The sequence below is a fragment of the Haemophilus sp. HMSC071C11 genome, assembly GCF_001837655.1.
Classification (GTDB): Bacteria; Pseudomonadota; Gammaproteobacteria; order Enterobacterales; family Pasteurellaceae; genus Haemophilus; species Haemophilus influenzae.
This window is the reverse complement of record NZ_KV833398.1, coordinates 24,186-38,913: the sequence shown is the minus strand read 5'-3', so window position 1 is coordinate 38,913 and position 14,728 is coordinate 24,186. Positions and strand designations below refer to the sequence as shown.

Genomic DNA, 14,728 nt, shown 5'->3' with positions numbered 1-14,728 from the left:
CAATATGAAACAACTCCTTGACTTTATCCCTTTAATTTTATTTTTTATCACTTACAAACTCGGTGGTGTACGTGAAGCAGCCATCGTATTAGTGGTTGCAACAATTTTGCAGATCGTGATTTTAAAATGGAAATACGGAATGGTTGAAAAACAACAAAAAATTATGGCAAGTGCGGTCGTTTTTTTTGGACTTTTAACCGCTTACTTTAATGAAATCCGCTATTTGCAATGGAAAGTGACAATTATCAATGGCTTATTTGCTATTGTTTTGCTCGTCGCACAATTTCAATTTAAAACCCCATTAATCAAAAAGTTACTTGGTAAAGAGCTACAACTGCCCGAAAAGGCTTGGAATACACTTAACCTTGGCTGGGCATTATTCTTTATTATTTGCATGTTGGTGAATATTTATATCAGCCATAATATGTCGGAAGAAGCTTGGGTTGATTTCAAATCTTTTGGAATTATTGGTATGACAGTGATTGCAACCATTATTTCGGGAGTTTATATTTATCGTTATTTGCCTAAAGATGGCTCAAATTCAAAAGACGGAGAGAAATAATGTCTGCCAATTTTACTGATAAAAATGGTCGCCAATCAAAAGGAGTTCTTTTACTACGAACTTTGGCGATGCCTTCTGACACCAATGCTAACGGAGATATTTTTGGTGGCTGGATTATGTCTCAAATGGATATGGGCGGCGCGATTTTAGCGAAAGAAATCGCACACGGACGCGTGGTTACTGTTGCCGTTGAAAGTATGAATTTTATCAAACCAATCTCTGTGGGCGATGTTGTTTGTTGCTACGGTGAATGTCTCAAAGTTGGGCGTTCTTCCATTAAAATTAAAGTAGAAGTATGGGTAAAAAAAGTGGCGAGTGAGCCAATTGGTGAACGTTATTGTGTCACCGATGCGGTATTTACTTTTGTTGCAGTTGATAATAATGGTCGCTCTCGCACGATTCCCCGTGAAAATAACCAAGAGTTAGAAAAAGCATTAGCCTTAATTTCAGAACAACCCTTGTAAATAAAAGGAAATCATTATGTACTATGTCATTTTTGCCCAAGATATTCCCAATACGTTAGAAAAGCGTCTTGCCGTACGCGAGCAACACTTGGCTCGTTTAAAACAACTTCAAGCGGAAAATCGCTTACTGACAGCAGGCCCAAATCCTGCAATTGATGATGAAAATCCGAGTGAAGCTGGTTTTACAGGTTCAACCGTTATTGCTCAATTTGAAAATCTACAAGCGGCAAAAGACTGGGCAGCACAAGATCCTTATGTAGAGGCTGGTGTATATGCGGATGTTATTGTAAAGCCGTTTAAAAAAGTCTTTTAATTTAAATAACGTAATATGAAAAAAGTCGCCTTAATTTCTCTCTGTATTTTTACCGCACTTTCTGCTTTTGCCGATTTTCCTAATACGGCAACAGCATCAATCAATCTTGAGCAAGAGAAACAAAACTGGGCGTCAATACAGCATCAAGACTACTTAAAACGTCTAAAACAACGTGAAGTCTTTTTGCAAGTTGAAGGTTTGCTAAAAAGTGCGGTAAAAAAACAGCAATTTTCTGAAGCGACTCAAAATATCACAAAAACCTTAATAGACTCATTGCAAGGCTACCCTTTGCAATATGATCTGCTTGCTCGATTTTGGGAGACAAAAATCGCCTTTTTGCAGAATGATGATATTCAAGGAAAACAACAAGCAATAAATGAACTCAATGCGTTAGTGCAACAAAATTACCCTTTTGTGACACCAGCATTTCAAGCCTTATTACAAAAACTATCCACGTTAAACGAACAACAAACATCAGCAACTTCAGATAATGCTAGAGAAAATAACAGGGTTCAAAAAGAACAAAATCAATTAGAAAATCCTAAACAACTTGCTGAAATTGTAAGAAAAAGTGATCCTAACACTTTAGATAAAACCGTATTAATTGATGCTTTCCCACGTTATCTTAAAACGCTACCTGAACAAATGAATAACCTAAGTTTTGAATCCTATCAAAAATGGGCAAATACTTGGCTTCTCTCAGAAGATGAAATCAAACAGTGGAAAATCGCCTTTTTAAATCGTTTTTTTGATAATGAAAACGCTGATTTTCAAAAATGGCGTGATGAACAAATCCGACAATTACAGACTGATAATTTAACCGAACGCCGTTTACGAATGGCTATTTGGCAAAAAACTGAATTAACCTCTTGGCTAAATTTGCTTTCTGCCGAATCAAAAAGTAAGCAAGAATGGCGTTATTGGGAAGCTAAACAAGATATATTAAAAAATACCAAAAAACTGACCGCACTTTCAAAAGAGCGTGGCTTTTATCCAATGTTAGCGGCTACACAATTAAAACAAGCATATCAACTGAATGTCCCTATTGTGCCAAGTTTTACTCAAGCTGGACAACTTCCTTTTAAGCAAGTTTTTGCAATGATTACAGAATTAAGAGAACTTGGACGAAATGGTTTAGCAAAACAACGTTGGCGAATTTTACTTGATAATGTTGATTTTACAACTCAGCTAAAACTTTCTGAATATGCCAAAAATCAGCAATGGTTTGAATTAGCTGTTGATGCTTCTATTGTGGCAAAAGCGTGGGATTACCTGTCTCTTCGTCTGCCAAATGCTTATTCTGAATACTTCAATGCTGCATTACAGAATTTGAATATCAGCAAAACTTTTGCTATGGCAATCGCTCGTCAAGAAAGTGCTTGGAATCCAATGGCACAATCTTCAGCAAATGCTCGAGGCTTAATGCAGCTTTTGCCAAGTACGGCAAAATTGACTGCAGAGAATAATCAACTACCTTATCAAGGCGAACAAGATTTATTCAAACCATTGAATAATATTTTGCTAGGTACCGCACATCTTAATGAACTCAATGGAAAATATCCTAATAATCGAATATTGATTGCAGCCGCTTATAATGCAGGGGCAAATCGAGTAGAAAAATGGTTAAGTCGTGCGAGTGGAAAATTAGCATTAGATGAATTTGTTGCATCTATTCCTTTTTATGAAACTCGTGGTTATGTGCAAAATGTAGTCGCTTATGATTTTTACTATCAAATTTTGCAAAATAAAGAAAACCCACAAATCTTTAGCCAAGAAGAATTGAATCGGCTATACTAAATGCACTAGTTTAATAGTGTAAAATGGGAGCGTAATTATGTATATCAGCCGTAATTTAGAACAATGGAATGCATTTCTTCAAATGCTAAAAATCGCCTTTGAAGAAAATAAAGCGCAGGAATTTCTAACTTTATTATTAACTGCAGACGAACGAGATGCTGTAGGATTACGCTTGCAGATTGTCTCTCAGCTGATTGATAAAAATATGCCTCAGCGTGAAATTCAACAAAATCTGAATACAAGTGCCGCCACAATCACTCGAGGTTCCAATATGATTAAAACGATGGATCCTGATTTTATGCAATGGATGAAACAACATCTTGATCTCATTGAAAAAAACTAAGCGAATTTTTACCGCACTTTCTCACTTATTTAGTCCTAAATGGTGGAAAAAAAACTGGCAGCGAGTTGTCTTTTGTTTTTTTTTCGCCGTTTTTGCTTTGTTGCTGATTTTTCGCTTTGTACCTATTCCATTTTCCGCTTATATGGTACAACAAAAAATCGCTAATCTTTTACAAGGTGATTTTCGATATCAAATCCAATATAACTGGGTCAGCCTAGAAAATATCTCTCCAAACATTCAATTAGCTGTGATTTCATCAGAAGATCAGCGTTTTCCTGAACATTTAGGCTTTGATTTTGAGGCTATCCAACGAGCAATTCGGTATAACGAAAAATCTAACAAAGGAATCCGAGGGGCATCAACTATTTCCCAGCAAACTGCTAAAAACTTAATGCTTTGGCACGGACAAAATTGGCTACGAAAAGGTTTAGAAGTTCCAGCGACTATGTTGCTTGAGCTGACTTGGTCGAAAAAACGTATTTTAGAAGTGTATTTAAATATTGCGGAATTTGGAAACGGCATTTTTGGTGTGGAAGCGGCAAGTCGCTATTACTTTAAAAAATCAGCTAAAAATTTATCTCAAAATGAAGCCGCACTTTTAGCTGCTGTGTTGCCCAATCCAATCATTTATAAAGTAAATAAGCCAAGCTTATTAGTTCGTAAAAAACAAGCTTGGATTTTGAGACAAATGGGAAATTTAGGCACTGAATACTTGAGCGATTTATAAAAAATGCAATCGAATTTCTAAAGTACAACAAACTAAAAATATTTACTTAATACACAAAATAAAAAATATTTACTTAATACACAAAATAAAAAAACGAATCTAAGACTCGTTTTTTTATTTATAACATTTTTATTACAGGTTTATTACCGCAAATAATACCCAAACGGTATAAATTGTGGCTAAACCATAAAAGATAAATCCACCAGCTGGCACATGCACTTTAAGATCGTGCATACCGTGATGAATACGGTGTAAACCACACCACATTGGGAAAATAGTAAGCACTAAAATAACTAATTTACCAATCCAAGAATAAGCAAAAGTAATTAAATTATGCACATCGACTAAACCAAATGGTAATAACAAACCGATGATTAGAATAACGACAGGAAGGAAAATTGCACTCACTGTGCCGCCCGCACCGAACATTAACCATACTGGCGGTTCGCCGGAGCGTTTTGGATTTTGATCAACCATTTTTTCTCTCCCTTAAATATAAACTAAAACTAACGCAATCACGCTAACTAATGCGGTTACCGCCCAAAGTGCATTTCTTACAACTGTGTGTGGTAAGCGTTCATTTTTCACAATGATATTCATCACTTTTGGTGTCATTAAGAAATATGTCACCGTATGATAAAGCGTTGCGATAAGCGTAATAATATTTAAGAACACTACAATAGGGTTTCTTAAAAACTCAATAAAGCTCAAGATGCCTAAGCCTGGCATTGGATTGCTTGCAAGGCAAAGAACACCATAAAGCAATACAATACAAAACCATACAGCAAAGACTGAAGTCGCTTCACGTAGCATATAAGCTTTGTAGAAGTCCAATTTTTGCCACCAAGTCGCTGTCATTGGACGAACATATTTTTTACGTTTACTCACTGTTACTGACATTCCTTCCCCCTTAGCCTTTTGGTTTTAGCATAGAGATAACATAATCTTTGGCACTTTCCACTTTGCCTTGGTTAATTGCAGAAGCAGGATCCACATGTTTTGGACAAACTTCTGAGCAATAGCCAACGAAAGTACAACTCCAAACCCCGTTTTTACCATTTAATAATGACATACGTTTTGCTTTACCATGGTCACGGTTATCAAGATTATAACGGTGAGCCATCGTAATAGCTGCAGGGCCTAAGAATTCAGGATTTAAACCAAATTGAGGGCAAGCGGCATAGCATAAACCACAGTTGATACACATTGAGAATTGACGATATTTCTCAAGCTGTGCTGGCGTTTGTTTAGTACGGCTAACTTGCAATTCTTTCGATGGATGTGGTTTACCATCTAATGCTGGTGCTTCGTTACCAATAATATAAGGCTTAATTGCCTCTAAACTTTCGATAAAGTGGCTTAAATCAACCACTAAGTCACGTTCAATTGGGAAGTTTGCTAACGGCTCAATACGCATATGGCCGCTGTAATCACGTAAGAACGTTTTACAAGCCAATTTTGGTTTGTTATTTACCATCATCCCGCAAGAACCGCAGATCGCCATACGGCAAGACCAACGATAAGAAAGAGATGGTTCAAGTTTATCCTTAATATAGCCTAACGCATCAAGCAATGAAGTTTGATTATCATAAGGTACTTGATAGGTGCTTAAATGTGGCTCTTGATCGATTTCAGGATTGTAGCGTAATACTTCAACATTCATTACTGGTGAATTAGCCATTTGCTTGCTCCTTAGCTTTCGCAGCTGCTTCTTGAGCTTCTGCTTCCGCACCGTAAACACGTTTTGCAGGTTGAGATTTAGTAATTTTCACCGGACTGTATTCAATGCGCGGCGCACCATTCTCATTGTAGAAAGCAAGTGTGTGTTTTAAATAATTGACATCGTCACGTTCTGTGTAATCTAAGCGTTGGTGAGCACCACGAGATTCTTTACGTTCAATCGCTGAATTTGCAATAGATTGTGCAACATCTAGAATGTAACCCAACTCAACGGTGTAAAGTACATCTGTATTGAACACGCTTGAATTATCTGATACGCGAATACGTTTGTAACGTTCTTTTAACTCTGCAATTTTATCTACTGCTTTTTGCATACTTGCTTGGTCACGGTAAATACCACAGCCTTCTTCCATCACGGTACCCATTTCATCACGGATTTCAGACCAAGATTCATTACCTTCTTGTTTGTGAAGAGCTTCTAGGCGAGCAACAACATCTTTTGCTTGAGCATCAACCGCACTTTGATTTACCGATTGAGCTTCAACTGCACGTTGTGCCGCATATTCCCCTGCAACGCGACCTAACACAACAAGTTCAGCTAAAGAGTTAGATCCTAAACGATTTGCACCATGTAAACCTGAAGATGCGCATTCTCCTACAGCAAATAAACCTTGGATACGTGTTTCGCTATTGAAATCGACTTCAATACCGCCCATGGTGTAGTGAACAACTGGACGAACTGGAATTGGTTCATTTACTGGATTTACACCTTCATAAGCACTTGCTAATTCACAAATGAATGGCAGACGCTCATGTAAATATTTTTCACCAAGATGACGTAAATCTAAATGCACCACATCTACGCCTTTCGCAGTTTTTAAGGTATTACCTTTTTTCCATTCTTGCCAGAATGCTTGAGAAACCTTATCACGAGGGCCAAGTTCCATATATTTATTTTGCGGTTTGCCAATTGGCGTTTCAGGACCTAGACCGTAATCTTGAAGATAGCGATAGCCATCTTTATTCACTAAGATACCGCCTTCGCCACGACAACCTTCGGTCATTAAAATACCCGTATTAGGTAAGCCTGTTGGATGATATTGAACAAACTCCATATCACGAAGTGGTACACCGTGACGATATGCCATAGATAAGCCGTCACCTGTTACAATGCCGCCATTGGTATTAAATTTAAATGCACGACAACCACCACCAGTTGCAATAACAACCGCATTGGCATTAATTTGAACAAGCGAACCTTCCATCATGTTCATTGCAACCATACCACGAGCATGGCCATCATCAACAAGAATATCTAATACGAAGTGTTCATCAAAACGTTGGATTTGTGGATATTGAATAGAAGTTTGGAAAAGCGTGTGTAATAAGTGGAAACCTGTTTTATCTGCAGCGAACCAAGTGCGCTCAATTTTCATTCCACCGAAACGGCGTACGTTTACATCGCCATCAGCTTTACGGCTCCAAGGACATCCCCAACGTTCTAATTGAGTCATTTCTACAGGGGAATGTTGCACGAAATATTCCACTACATCTTGCTCACAAAGCCAGTCCCCACCAGCAACGGTATCTTGGAAGTGTTTATCGTAAGAATCTTCTTCTTTGATAACTGCCGCTGCACCACCTTCTGCTGCTACAGTATGGCTACGCATCGGGTATACTTTAGAAACTAATGCAATTTTTAAGTTAGGATTTGCTTCTGCTGCGGCAATCGCTGCACGTAAACCACCGCCACCAGCACCAACAATCGCAATATCGACATTAACTGTTTGCACGATATCCTCCAATCAATAGAAAGTAAAAATAAATCCCCTAAAAGGGTAATATTGTGTGGGCATTGTGCCATTTTTTGTTACAAATTAATAACGTTTTTTATGTCTAAAGATGGAAAAGATCGTATTTTGTGATCTACCTCAAAAAAGCTAAGATTGAGTTGAGAGTAGCTCTCGTTTACAATGTGCAAAATTTTTAAAACAGGATTAAAAATGACCGCACTTAATCATTGGCAACCTTCTGCCGATATAAAAAATCTTCTTAAACGGGCAAAAATTATTGCTGAAATTCGTCAATTTTTTACAGAACGCGGTTTGCTTGAAGTAGAGACCCCTGTTCTAAGTGAATTTGGCGTCACTGATTTACATCTCTCCACCTTTAGCACGGAATTTCTTGCGCCTTTCGGTGAACAATCCAAAACACTTTGGCTTTCTACAAGCCCTGAATATCATATGAAACGCTTGCTTGCAGCAGGGAGTGGGCCGATATTCCAAATCAGTAAAGTGTTTCGCAATGAAGAAGCTGGAAATCGCCATAATCCAGAATTTACTATGTTGGAATGGTATCGACCGCACTTTCATATGCATCGTTTAATTAATGAAGTAGATGATTTGCTCCAACAAATTTTAGATTGTCCACCTGCAGAAAGTTTAAGCTACCAATTTGTTTTCCAAGAATATGTAGGCTTAGATCCCTTGTCAGCAGAACGTTCAGAATTAATTGAAGCAGCACGTAAACATAATTTTATGGCTGAAGATAATGAAGATCGCGATACGTTATTACAGTTTTTATTTAGTGAAGTCGTTGAGCCTCAAATTGGAAAAGAACGACCTATTGCCGTGTATCATTTCCCTTCAACACAAGCAGCTCTAGCACAAGTAAGCCCAGAAGATCAGCGGGTAGCAGAACGCTTTGAGTTCTATTATAAAGGTTTAGAATTAGCCAATGGTTTTCACGAACTTGCCGATGCGCAAGAACAACGTCATCGCTTTGAATTAGATAATCAACAAAGACAAAAATGTGAATTGCCTACTCGAGAAATTGATGAACGCTTTCTTGCTGCCTTAGAAGCGGGTATGCCAGATGCTTCAGGTGTCGCATTAGGAATAGATCGTTTAATGATGATCGCTTTAGATTGTGAAAAAATTAATGACGTCATTTCTTTTGCTGTGGACAATGCTTAAAGGTAAAAGTGCGGTAAAAATTGTTATCATTTTTATTTAATGGGTGATCCATAATGGCAATTTTATATTCATTGATAGCCCGCCTAATATTTCTTTTTGATAATTAACAATATTCGCTTCTTTTAATGGGGGAATAAATTCTGAGATCGAAATTAGGTACAGTGATCACAAGGCTCATCATTATGAAAAAAAGAAAACCAAAACATAAGAAATGTTTGGATAGTGAGTTGATTTAAATTGAAAAAATAACCTAATTTCATAAAAATTAGGTGACTAAAGCGTATCCTTTTCCGCGTAAAGTTTTAAACCAAGAGGGCTTGTTTTTTCGTTCTGGTAATTTGCGTCTTAAATTAGAGATGTGCATATCAAGAGAACGGTCAAATGGAGTGAGTGGTTTTTCCATCACTTCTAAACTTAATTCTTCTCGACTTACCACATTTCCCTTAGATTTAAGCAATAAACAAAGAATCTTAAATTCATAATCCGTTAAATTTAGATTTTCTTCATTATAGGTTGCAATTCCGTGAGAAAAGTGGAGAGTAATTCCGTCAAAAGAAAGGATTTCTACATTTGCGGTATTATTTGAAGGAGATACACTACGACGCAAAATCGCCTTAATTCTTGCAATAAGCTCACGATCGTTAAAAGGCTTGGGTAAACAATCATCCGCTCCCAATTCTAAGCCTAATACGCGATCAATGTCTTCGCCTCTTGCTGTTAGCATCATCACTGGCACGTTAGAGACTTTACGAATTTCTTTTAATGTTTCGATACCATTTAACTTTGGCATCATTACATCAAGTAAAACCAGTTTATAGCTTTCATTGAGTTTTTGTAATGCTTCTAATCCATTATTTGCAGTTTCAACGTCAAAACCCTCAAGTTCTAAAAGTGTAGAAAGTAGTTCAGTTAATTCAATATCATCATCAACGAGTAAGAGTTTTGACATTGGAGATTCCTTTTACCAATTATTCTTATTGTAGTGCGGTGAAAATAAAAAGATTATTTCCAGAATTTCCACCAGCTTGATTTTGGTTTCTCACCTGTTTCAATAATGGTGTTATTTTCGCCTTGTTGTGAAACCTGTGGTAAAGGTTTATCAAGATGGGTTTCTGTCACAATCCCACGTTGATCAAATTTTACTGTGAAAGTATGTTGAACTGGCGTTTCATAGGCACGTTGTTGTAAGAATACGTAGTACCAAGTGTAGTTATTATAAGGGTCGATTAATATTGGTGTTCCCAACAAATATTGTACTTGTTGAGAAGTCATGCCTTCTTTAACTTGCGCAACGGTAGTCGCCTCTAAATAGTTGCCTTGCGGTACATCAATTCGATATACAACTTTTTCAACGGTGGAACAAGAAGCGAGGCTTAATGCTAAAAAGGTTGCGCCTAAAAGTGTTTTAACTTGCATTTTCTTTACCTTAATTTGTGCAAAAGTTCTGTCAAATAATATCCAAAATTGGGTGTATTTCCAAATTAATTCTCTGATTGTAAAGCCTTTTGTAATTGATCTTTTAAATTTGGTGGTAAGCCTTTGATGGTTAGGGTATCTGTCATAGGATCCCATTGAATACGTGTATTCAATAATTCCGCATCAAAACTTAGGGTAACGCCCTTTCCTGACCCAGAGAATTTTGTTAGCGATTTCAATGTTGAACGTATTGGTGGAATACTCTCTTCCAAACCATAATTCTGTTCTTCCGTAAAGACGACAAAAGGCTGTTCGTTTAGAGTGGGTAATGAATCAGAAAGTTCCCTTAATTCAATATTGTTACCATTTGAAAGCTGACCTTTACAATATTCAAACACTTGTTTTTTTACCGCTTGAGTTTGCTCTTTGTTGAGTTCGCCTTGATCGCAGTAATCACTCACAGCTTGCAATAAACATTGATTTTGAACTTGTGGATTTAATCCTTCTTCGGCACCTAAAAAATCCATAAAAAAATCACTAATTTTGCGACCTACACGACCTTTTATAAAGGTTAAATAACGATTAGAGTTCGCGTTTACTTGCAAATCCGTCAAATTTATCCGTGCCGCAATATCAAACTGAGTAATATCCAAATATTCTGTACGGTGAATATCTAAATGCTCATCGACCAGCATACTATGACGACTATCAAGCAATGCAATAAACAAATAATCTGTCGCTAAGAAATTATATTGACATAAAATTAAGGTGCCACTTTCCGCAAAGTTATATTTACCTAGCTCATCTGCAAGCAATTTTGTTGAATATTGACTAAAACCCAAAAACTCAATTTCTTGCTCTAATAAACGATTTAAATGTTGTGCAAATATAGACTTTTCCTGAAACACGCCAAAAGCCTTCGCTTTATTTTGATAGCCTTGATGCAATTGCAACATCATTTGTTCTATTTCTGGTGTAATGGACAGCAACTCGTCGCGTAATACGCTTTCCATTTTTATACTGTCGCCATCCACATTTTTGACTAACTGATGCAAAACAATTTGATTAACGGTAATACTCATTTTTGTCACCTTTGAAAAATTTGCCGCAAATTATAACCGCACTTTTTCAGCAAGAAAAAAGAAATTATTTAGGTTCTACCAAATAATCGGGTATCATAAGCCAAATTTTTTTTATTTTTAACATTATGGCTCAACATTCTAAATATTCTGATGCTCAATTAAGTGCGATTGTAAACGATATGATCGCAGTATTAGAAAAACATAAAGCCCCTGTAGATCTATCCTTAATCGCATTGGGTAACATGGCAAGTAATTTATTAACCACCAGCGTGCCACAAACTCAACGTGAGGCATTAGCTCAAGCATTTTCGAATTCCTTAATTAATGCGGTAAAAACACGTTAATATGAAATGGATTAAAAAAGGCACCTTCAGCGGCAAACAATACCGCGATGACGTTTCACGAAAAATTTCGTGGGGCCATTGGTTTGCCTTTTTTAATATCATTGTTGCTATTCTTATTGGCGCACGTTATGCCTTTATCATTGACTGGCCAGATACTCTCGCAGGAAAACTTTATTTCTTTGTGAGTTTGCTCGGGCATTTCAGTTTCAACGTTTTTGCGTTGTACTTACTCGTGGTCTTTCCACTGAGTTTTATTGTTAAAAATCACCGCACTTTTCGCGGATTAACCGTAATTTTTTCCACCATTTGCACAACCTTATTATTATTTGATACCGCCGTTTTCAATCGTTTTAATCTGCATTTATCCTCTGTTGTATGGAATTTGCTGGTCAATCCAGAAAATGGTGAAATGTCACGCGATTGGCAAATTTTCTTTGCACCAATGCCAATAATTTTACTGGCACAAATGTTATTTTCTCGCTGGAGTTGGGAAAAATTACGTAGTCTTGAACGCCAAAAATGGCTAAAAGGCACTGGTATATTCTTAACCACAACATTCATCGCGACGCATTTAATTTATGCTTGGGCAGATGCTTATTTGTATCGTCCGATCACTATGCAACGCTCTAATTTCCCTTTATCTTATCCAATGACAGCTCGTTCTTTTTTAGAAAAACACGGTTTCTTGGATGGGGAAGAATATACGCAAAAATTGGCGCAAGAAGGTCGTTTAGATGCCTTAAAAATTGATTATCCGAAAAAAGAACTCACTTATGCACCAATTACGCACAAACCTAATATTCTGCTCGTAACGGTTTCGGGTTTACGCCATGATGCGATTTCTAATGAAAAGATGCCAAAACTTGCTAAATTTGCAACAAGCTCAACGGAATTTACTAATCATTACAGCACAGGCAATAGTAATAACGCAGGCTTAATTGGGTTATTTTACGGGCTAAATGCAAATTACACCGATAGCATTTTAAGCAATCATACCCAATCTGTTTTAATCGAAAAATTACGTGCTGAAAATTATCAATTGGGTTTATTTTCTGCTACGAATTTCAAAGATAGCATCTTCCGCCAAGCATTATTTCGTGAAATAAAACTTTCATCGAATAAAACCAACAAACCAAATAATGAAAGTGCGGTAAAAAATCTCAATGATTTTATTAAAGCACAAAAAACTGACTCACCTTGGTTTGCTTATTTGGATTTAGCCTTGGATGCTAAAAACCCATCAGATTATGACCGCACTTTGCAAGACATTGATTCTCTTTTAACAAAAGCGTTAGAAAGTACACCGCTTGAAAATACATTAGTCATAATCACGTCAGAGCATGGTTTAACCTTTAATGAAATGAATCAAAAAGAGCGAGAAAACTACTTTGGGCGTGATGAAATTCAAGTGCCATTGCTTGTATATTGGAAAGATTTACCAGTAGGTAAACAGAATGGATTAAGTAATCATGCGGATATTTTCTCTGCATTAATGCAGACAGTATTCCGTGTAGAAAACCCGTTGATGGATTATAGTCAGGGACGCAATCTCTTTGATCTTAAAGGAGATGACTGGGTACTTGCCTCGAATTTCCGCTGGAATGTGGTGATTCAACCTGATGGAACACAATATCACATTGATCGCAAAGGGAATTACAAAAAATTCGATAAAGATTATATTGAGCAATCTTCAGACAGACCGCCACTTGGAATTTTTTTAGAAGCCTTCCAATTACAAAATTTCTTCTTTGAAAAATAATCTATAAGTGCACAAAAGAATGGATTTTTTGCCCTTAAGTCTTTATACTCACGCCTCAGTTTAAGACTGAAAAATGTTATTAATGAAAATCCGTGAGTTTTTCATAACATTATCATAATGCTTCTCGCCGTACTTACAGTACCTTTCAATTAATATACATTCTCGTCTTTTTATCCTTTCTTTTTTACGGAGTTTGTATGAAAAGCCATGTTCGTAGTTTTAAAACCTATATTCGCGATGAAATTATCAAAAAAGGCGGGTGGGTAAATGCCCATGCTCATGCTGACCGCGCTTTTACGATGACGCCAGAGAAAATTGGGATTTATCATAGTAGTAATTTGCAACAAAAATGGGATTTAGTGGATGAAGTAAAACGCACTTCCAGTGTTGATGATTATTACGCACGTTTTTGCCAATCTATTGAATTAATGATATCCCAAGGTGTAACCGCATTTGGTACTTTTGTCGATATAGACCCAATTTGTGAAGATCGTGCAATTATTGCCGCACACAAAGCCCGCGAAGTGTATAAACATGACATTATTTTAAAATTTGCCAATCAAACTTTAAAAGGGGTAATAGAACCCACTGCGCGTAAATGGTTTGATATTGGTGCAGAAATGGTAGATATGATTGGCGGCTTACCATATCGTGATGAATTGGATTATGGACGTGGCTTAGAAGCGATGGATATCTTGTTAGATAAGGCCAAATCTCTTGGAATTATGTGTCATGTACATGTAGACCAATTCAACAATCCAAGTGAAAAAGAAACCGAGCAACTTTGCGACAAAACCATTGAACACGGAATGGAGGGGCGAGTTGTAGGTATCCATGGTATTTCCATTGGCTCACATTCAAAAGAATATCGCTACAAACTTTACGAAAAAATGCGTAAAGCCAAAATGATGATGATAGCCTGTCCTATGGCATGGATTGACAGTAATCGCAAAGAAGATCTTATGCCATTCCATAATGCACTCACGCCAGCAGATGAAATGATTCCCGAAGGTATCACTGTTGCCCTAGGCACAGATAATATTTGTGATTACATGGTTCCTCTATGTGAAGGCGATTTATGGCAAGAATTAAGCCTATTAGCTGCGGGTTGCCGTTTCCCTCACTTAGATGAAATGGTCAATATCGCAAGTATTAACGGTCGTAAAGTGTTAGGACTAGAGCTAATTTAGTTGCGTATGGTGGGTTTAAGCCAGCTAGTTACCATAACTATTTTAAAACCCAGAAAAACGCGTAAAAGTGAAAGAA

General features: G+C 37.0%; 17 protein-coding genes. 10 read left to right on the top strand and 7 right to left on the bottom strand.

Going from position 1 to position 14,728, the window contains the following annotated elements; genetic code table 11:
• Nucleotides 1–4 precede the first annotated feature (4 nt).
• The 6 genes from HMPREF2644_RS00585 to mtgA are packed head-to-tail and all read left to right on the top strand — an operon-like array spanning nt 5 to nt 4,206.
• Nucleotides 5–562: a septation protein A gene (locus tag HMPREF2644_RS00585; protein ID WP_005652439.1), complete on the top strand. Its 558-nt coding sequence runs from the start codon at nt 5–7 to the stop codon at nt 560–562.
• Nucleotides 562–1,026: an acyl-CoA thioester hydrolase YciA gene (gene yciA / locus HMPREF2644_RS00580; protein ID WP_005652441.1), complete on the top strand. Its 465-nt coding sequence runs from the start codon at nt 562–564 to the stop codon at nt 1,024–1,026. Before HMPREF2644_RS00585 ends, yciA begins: the two co-directional genes overlap by 1 nt.
• 16 nt (nt 1,027–1,042) lie before the next feature.
• Nucleotides 1,043–1,339, top strand: coding sequence for a YciI family protein (locus HMPREF2644_RS00575; RefSeq protein ID WP_005648344.1), 297 nt, complete (start codon nt 1,043–1,045; stop codon nt 1,337–1,339).
• A gap of 15 nt (nt 1,340–1,354) precedes the next feature.
• A complete protein-coding gene (locus HMPREF2644_RS00570; RefSeq protein WP_038440337.1) occupies nt 1,355–3,136 on the top strand; it encodes a transglycosylase SLT domain-containing protein in 1,782 nt (593 codons plus the stop codon).
• A 37-nt stretch (nt 3,137–3,173) separates the two neighbouring features.
• A complete protein-coding gene (trpR, locus tag HMPREF2644_RS00565) occupies nt 3,174–3,479 on the top strand; it encodes a trp operon repressor (protein ID WP_005629736.1) in 306 nt (101 codons plus the stop codon).
• The gene (mtgA, locus tag HMPREF2644_RS00560; RefSeq protein ID WP_038440336.1) at nt 3,466–4,206 is read left to right on the top strand and encodes a monofunctional biosynthetic peptidoglycan transglycosylase; all 741 of its coding nucleotides are present in this window, start codon (nt 3,466–3,468) and stop codon (nt 4,204–4,206) included. Before trpR ends, mtgA begins: the two co-directional genes overlap by 14 nt.
• Before the next feature lie 132 nt (nt 4,207–4,338).
• Here mtgA and frdD read toward each other — a convergent pair whose 3' ends face one another.
• The 4 genes from frdD to frdA are packed head-to-tail and all read right to left on the bottom strand — an operon-like array spanning nt 4,339 to nt 7,679.
• Nucleotides 4,339–4,683 carry a fumarate reductase subunit FrdD gene (gene frdD / locus HMPREF2644_RS00555; RefSeq protein ID WP_005648338.1) on the bottom strand — a complete coding sequence of 115 codons (345 nt, stop codon included), beginning with the start codon at nt 4,681–4,683 and terminating at the stop codon, nt 4,339–4,341.
• A 12-nt stretch (nt 4,684–4,695) separates the two neighbouring features.
• Entirely contained in the window at nt 4,696–5,106 is a 411-nt protein-coding gene (gene frdC, locus HMPREF2644_RS00550) for a fumarate reductase subunit FrdC (RefSeq protein WP_005652451.1), read from the bottom strand.
• 10 nt (nt 5,107–5,116) lie between these two features.
• Complete coding sequence (locus tag HMPREF2644_RS00545) at nt 5,117–5,887, bottom strand: succinate dehydrogenase/fumarate reductase iron-sulfur subunit (RefSeq protein ID WP_005639269.1); 771 nt, start codon at nt 5,885–5,887, stop codon at nt 5,117–5,119.
• On the bottom strand, nt 5,880–7,679 hold the full coding sequence (gene frdA / locus HMPREF2644_RS00540) for a fumarate reductase (quinol) flavoprotein subunit (RefSeq protein WP_070828153.1): 1,800 nt from the start codon (nt 7,677–7,679) through the stop codon (nt 5,880–5,882). Before frdA ends, HMPREF2644_RS00545 begins: the two co-directional genes overlap by 8 nt.
• A gap of 210 nt (nt 7,680–7,889) precedes the next feature.
• Between frdA and epmA the strand changes: the two genes are divergently transcribed.
• On the top strand, nt 7,890–8,861 hold the full coding sequence (epmA, locus tag HMPREF2644_RS00535; RefSeq protein ID WP_005648321.1) for an elongation factor P--(R)-beta-lysine ligase: 972 nt from the start codon (nt 7,890–7,892) through the stop codon (nt 8,859–8,861).
• Nucleotides 8,862–9,126: 265 nt separating this feature from the next.
• Here the strand turns inward: epmA and HMPREF2644_RS00530 are convergent, their stop codons facing one another.
• From HMPREF2644_RS00530 to yejK, 3 genes are all read right to left on the bottom strand, one after another.
• Entirely contained in the window at nt 9,127–9,810 is a 684-nt protein-coding gene (locus tag HMPREF2644_RS00530) for a response regulator (protein ID WP_011272237.1), read from the bottom strand.
• Nucleotides 9,811–9,863: 53 nt separating this feature from the next.
• The gene (bamE, locus tag HMPREF2644_RS00525) at nt 9,864–10,277 is read right to left on the bottom strand and encodes an outer membrane protein assembly factor BamE (protein ID WP_011272238.1); all 414 of its coding nucleotides are present in this window, start codon (nt 10,275–10,277) and stop codon (nt 9,864–9,866) included.
• A gap of 65 nt (nt 10,278–10,342) precedes the next feature.
• Entirely contained in the window at nt 10,343–11,359 is a 1,017-nt protein-coding gene (gene yejK, locus HMPREF2644_RS00520; protein WP_070828152.1) for a nucleoid-associated protein YejK, read from the bottom strand.
• 125 nt (nt 11,360–11,484) lie between these two features.
• Here yejK and HMPREF2644_RS00515 point away from each other — a divergent pair, with 125 nt between their 5' ends.
• The 3 genes from HMPREF2644_RS00515 to HMPREF2644_RS00505 all read left to right on the top strand — a co-directional run bounded on the left by HMPREF2644_RS00515 (nt 11,485) and on the right by HMPREF2644_RS00505 (nt 14,652).
• Nucleotides 11,485–11,703, top strand: a complete 219-nt coding sequence (locus tag HMPREF2644_RS00515) for a YejL family protein (RefSeq protein ID WP_005625990.1) — start codon at nt 11,485–11,487, stop codon at nt 11,701–11,703.
• Between the two features lies 1 nt (nt 11,704).
• Nucleotides 11,705–13,462 (top strand): DUF3413 domain-containing protein, encoded by a 1,758-nt coding sequence (locus tag HMPREF2644_RS00510; protein ID WP_011272240.1) that lies wholly within the window; start codon nt 11,705–11,707, stop codon nt 13,460–13,462.
• 197 nt (nt 13,463–13,659) lie between these two features.
• Nucleotides 13,660–14,652 carry an amidohydrolase family protein gene (locus HMPREF2644_RS00505; protein ID WP_005648312.1) on the top strand — a complete coding sequence of 331 codons (993 nt, stop codon included), beginning with the start codon at nt 13,660–13,662 and terminating at the stop codon, nt 14,650–14,652.
• The last annotated feature ends 76 nt before the right edge of the window (nt 14,653–14,728 follow it).

Coding starts and splice junctions, on each gene's coding strand:
- bamE (WP_011272238.1), bottom strand. CDS start 10,277: ATGCAAGTTAAAACACTTTTAGGCGCAACCTTTTTAGCATTAAGCCTC.
- HMPREF2644_RS00575 (WP_005648344.1), top strand. CDS start 1,043: ATGTACTATGTCATTTTTGCCCAAGATATTCCCAATACGTTAGAAAAG.
- epmA (WP_005648321.1), top strand. CDS start 7,890: ATGACCGCACTTAATCATTGGCAACCTTCTGCCGATATAAAAAATCTT.
- HMPREF2644_RS00530 (WP_011272237.1), bottom strand. CDS start 9,810: ATGTCAAAACTCTTACTCGTTGATGATGATATTGAATTAACTGAACTA.
- HMPREF2644_RS00585 (WP_005652439.1), top strand. CDS start 5: ATGAAACAACTCCTTGACTTTATCCCTTTAATTTTATTTTTTATCACT.
- HMPREF2644_RS00570 (WP_038440337.1), top strand. CDS start 1,355: ATGAAAAAAGTCGCCTTAATTTCTCTCTGTATTTTTACCGCACTTTCT.
- HMPREF2644_RS00505 (WP_005648312.1), top strand. CDS start 13,660: ATGAAAAGCCATGTTCGTAGTTTTAAAACCTATATTCGCGATGAAATT.
- HMPREF2644_RS00510 (WP_011272240.1), top strand. CDS start 11,705: ATGAAATGGATTAAAAAAGGCACCTTCAGCGGCAAACAATACCGCGAT.
- trpR (WP_005629736.1), top strand. CDS start 3,174: ATGTATATCAGCCGTAATTTAGAACAATGGAATGCATTTCTTCAAATG.
- frdC (WP_005652451.1), bottom strand. CDS start 5,106: ATGTCAGTAACAGTGAGTAAACGTAAAAAATATGTTCGTCCAATGACA.
- HMPREF2644_RS00545 (WP_005639269.1), bottom strand. CDS start 5,887: ATGGCTAATTCACCAGTAATGAATGTTGAAGTATTACGCTACAATCCT.
- frdD (WP_005648338.1), bottom strand. CDS start 4,683: ATGGTTGATCAAAATCCAAAACGCTCCGGCGAACCGCCAGTATGGTTA.
- HMPREF2644_RS00515 (WP_005625990.1), top strand. CDS start 11,485: ATGGCTCAACATTCTAAATATTCTGATGCTCAATTAAGTGCGATTGTA.
- yciA (WP_005652441.1), top strand. CDS start 562: ATGTCTGCCAATTTTACTGATAAAAATGGTCGCCAATCAAAAGGAGTT.
- yejK (WP_070828152.1), bottom strand. CDS start 11,359: ATGAGTATTACCGTTAATCAAATTGTTTTGCATCAGTTAGTCAAAAAT.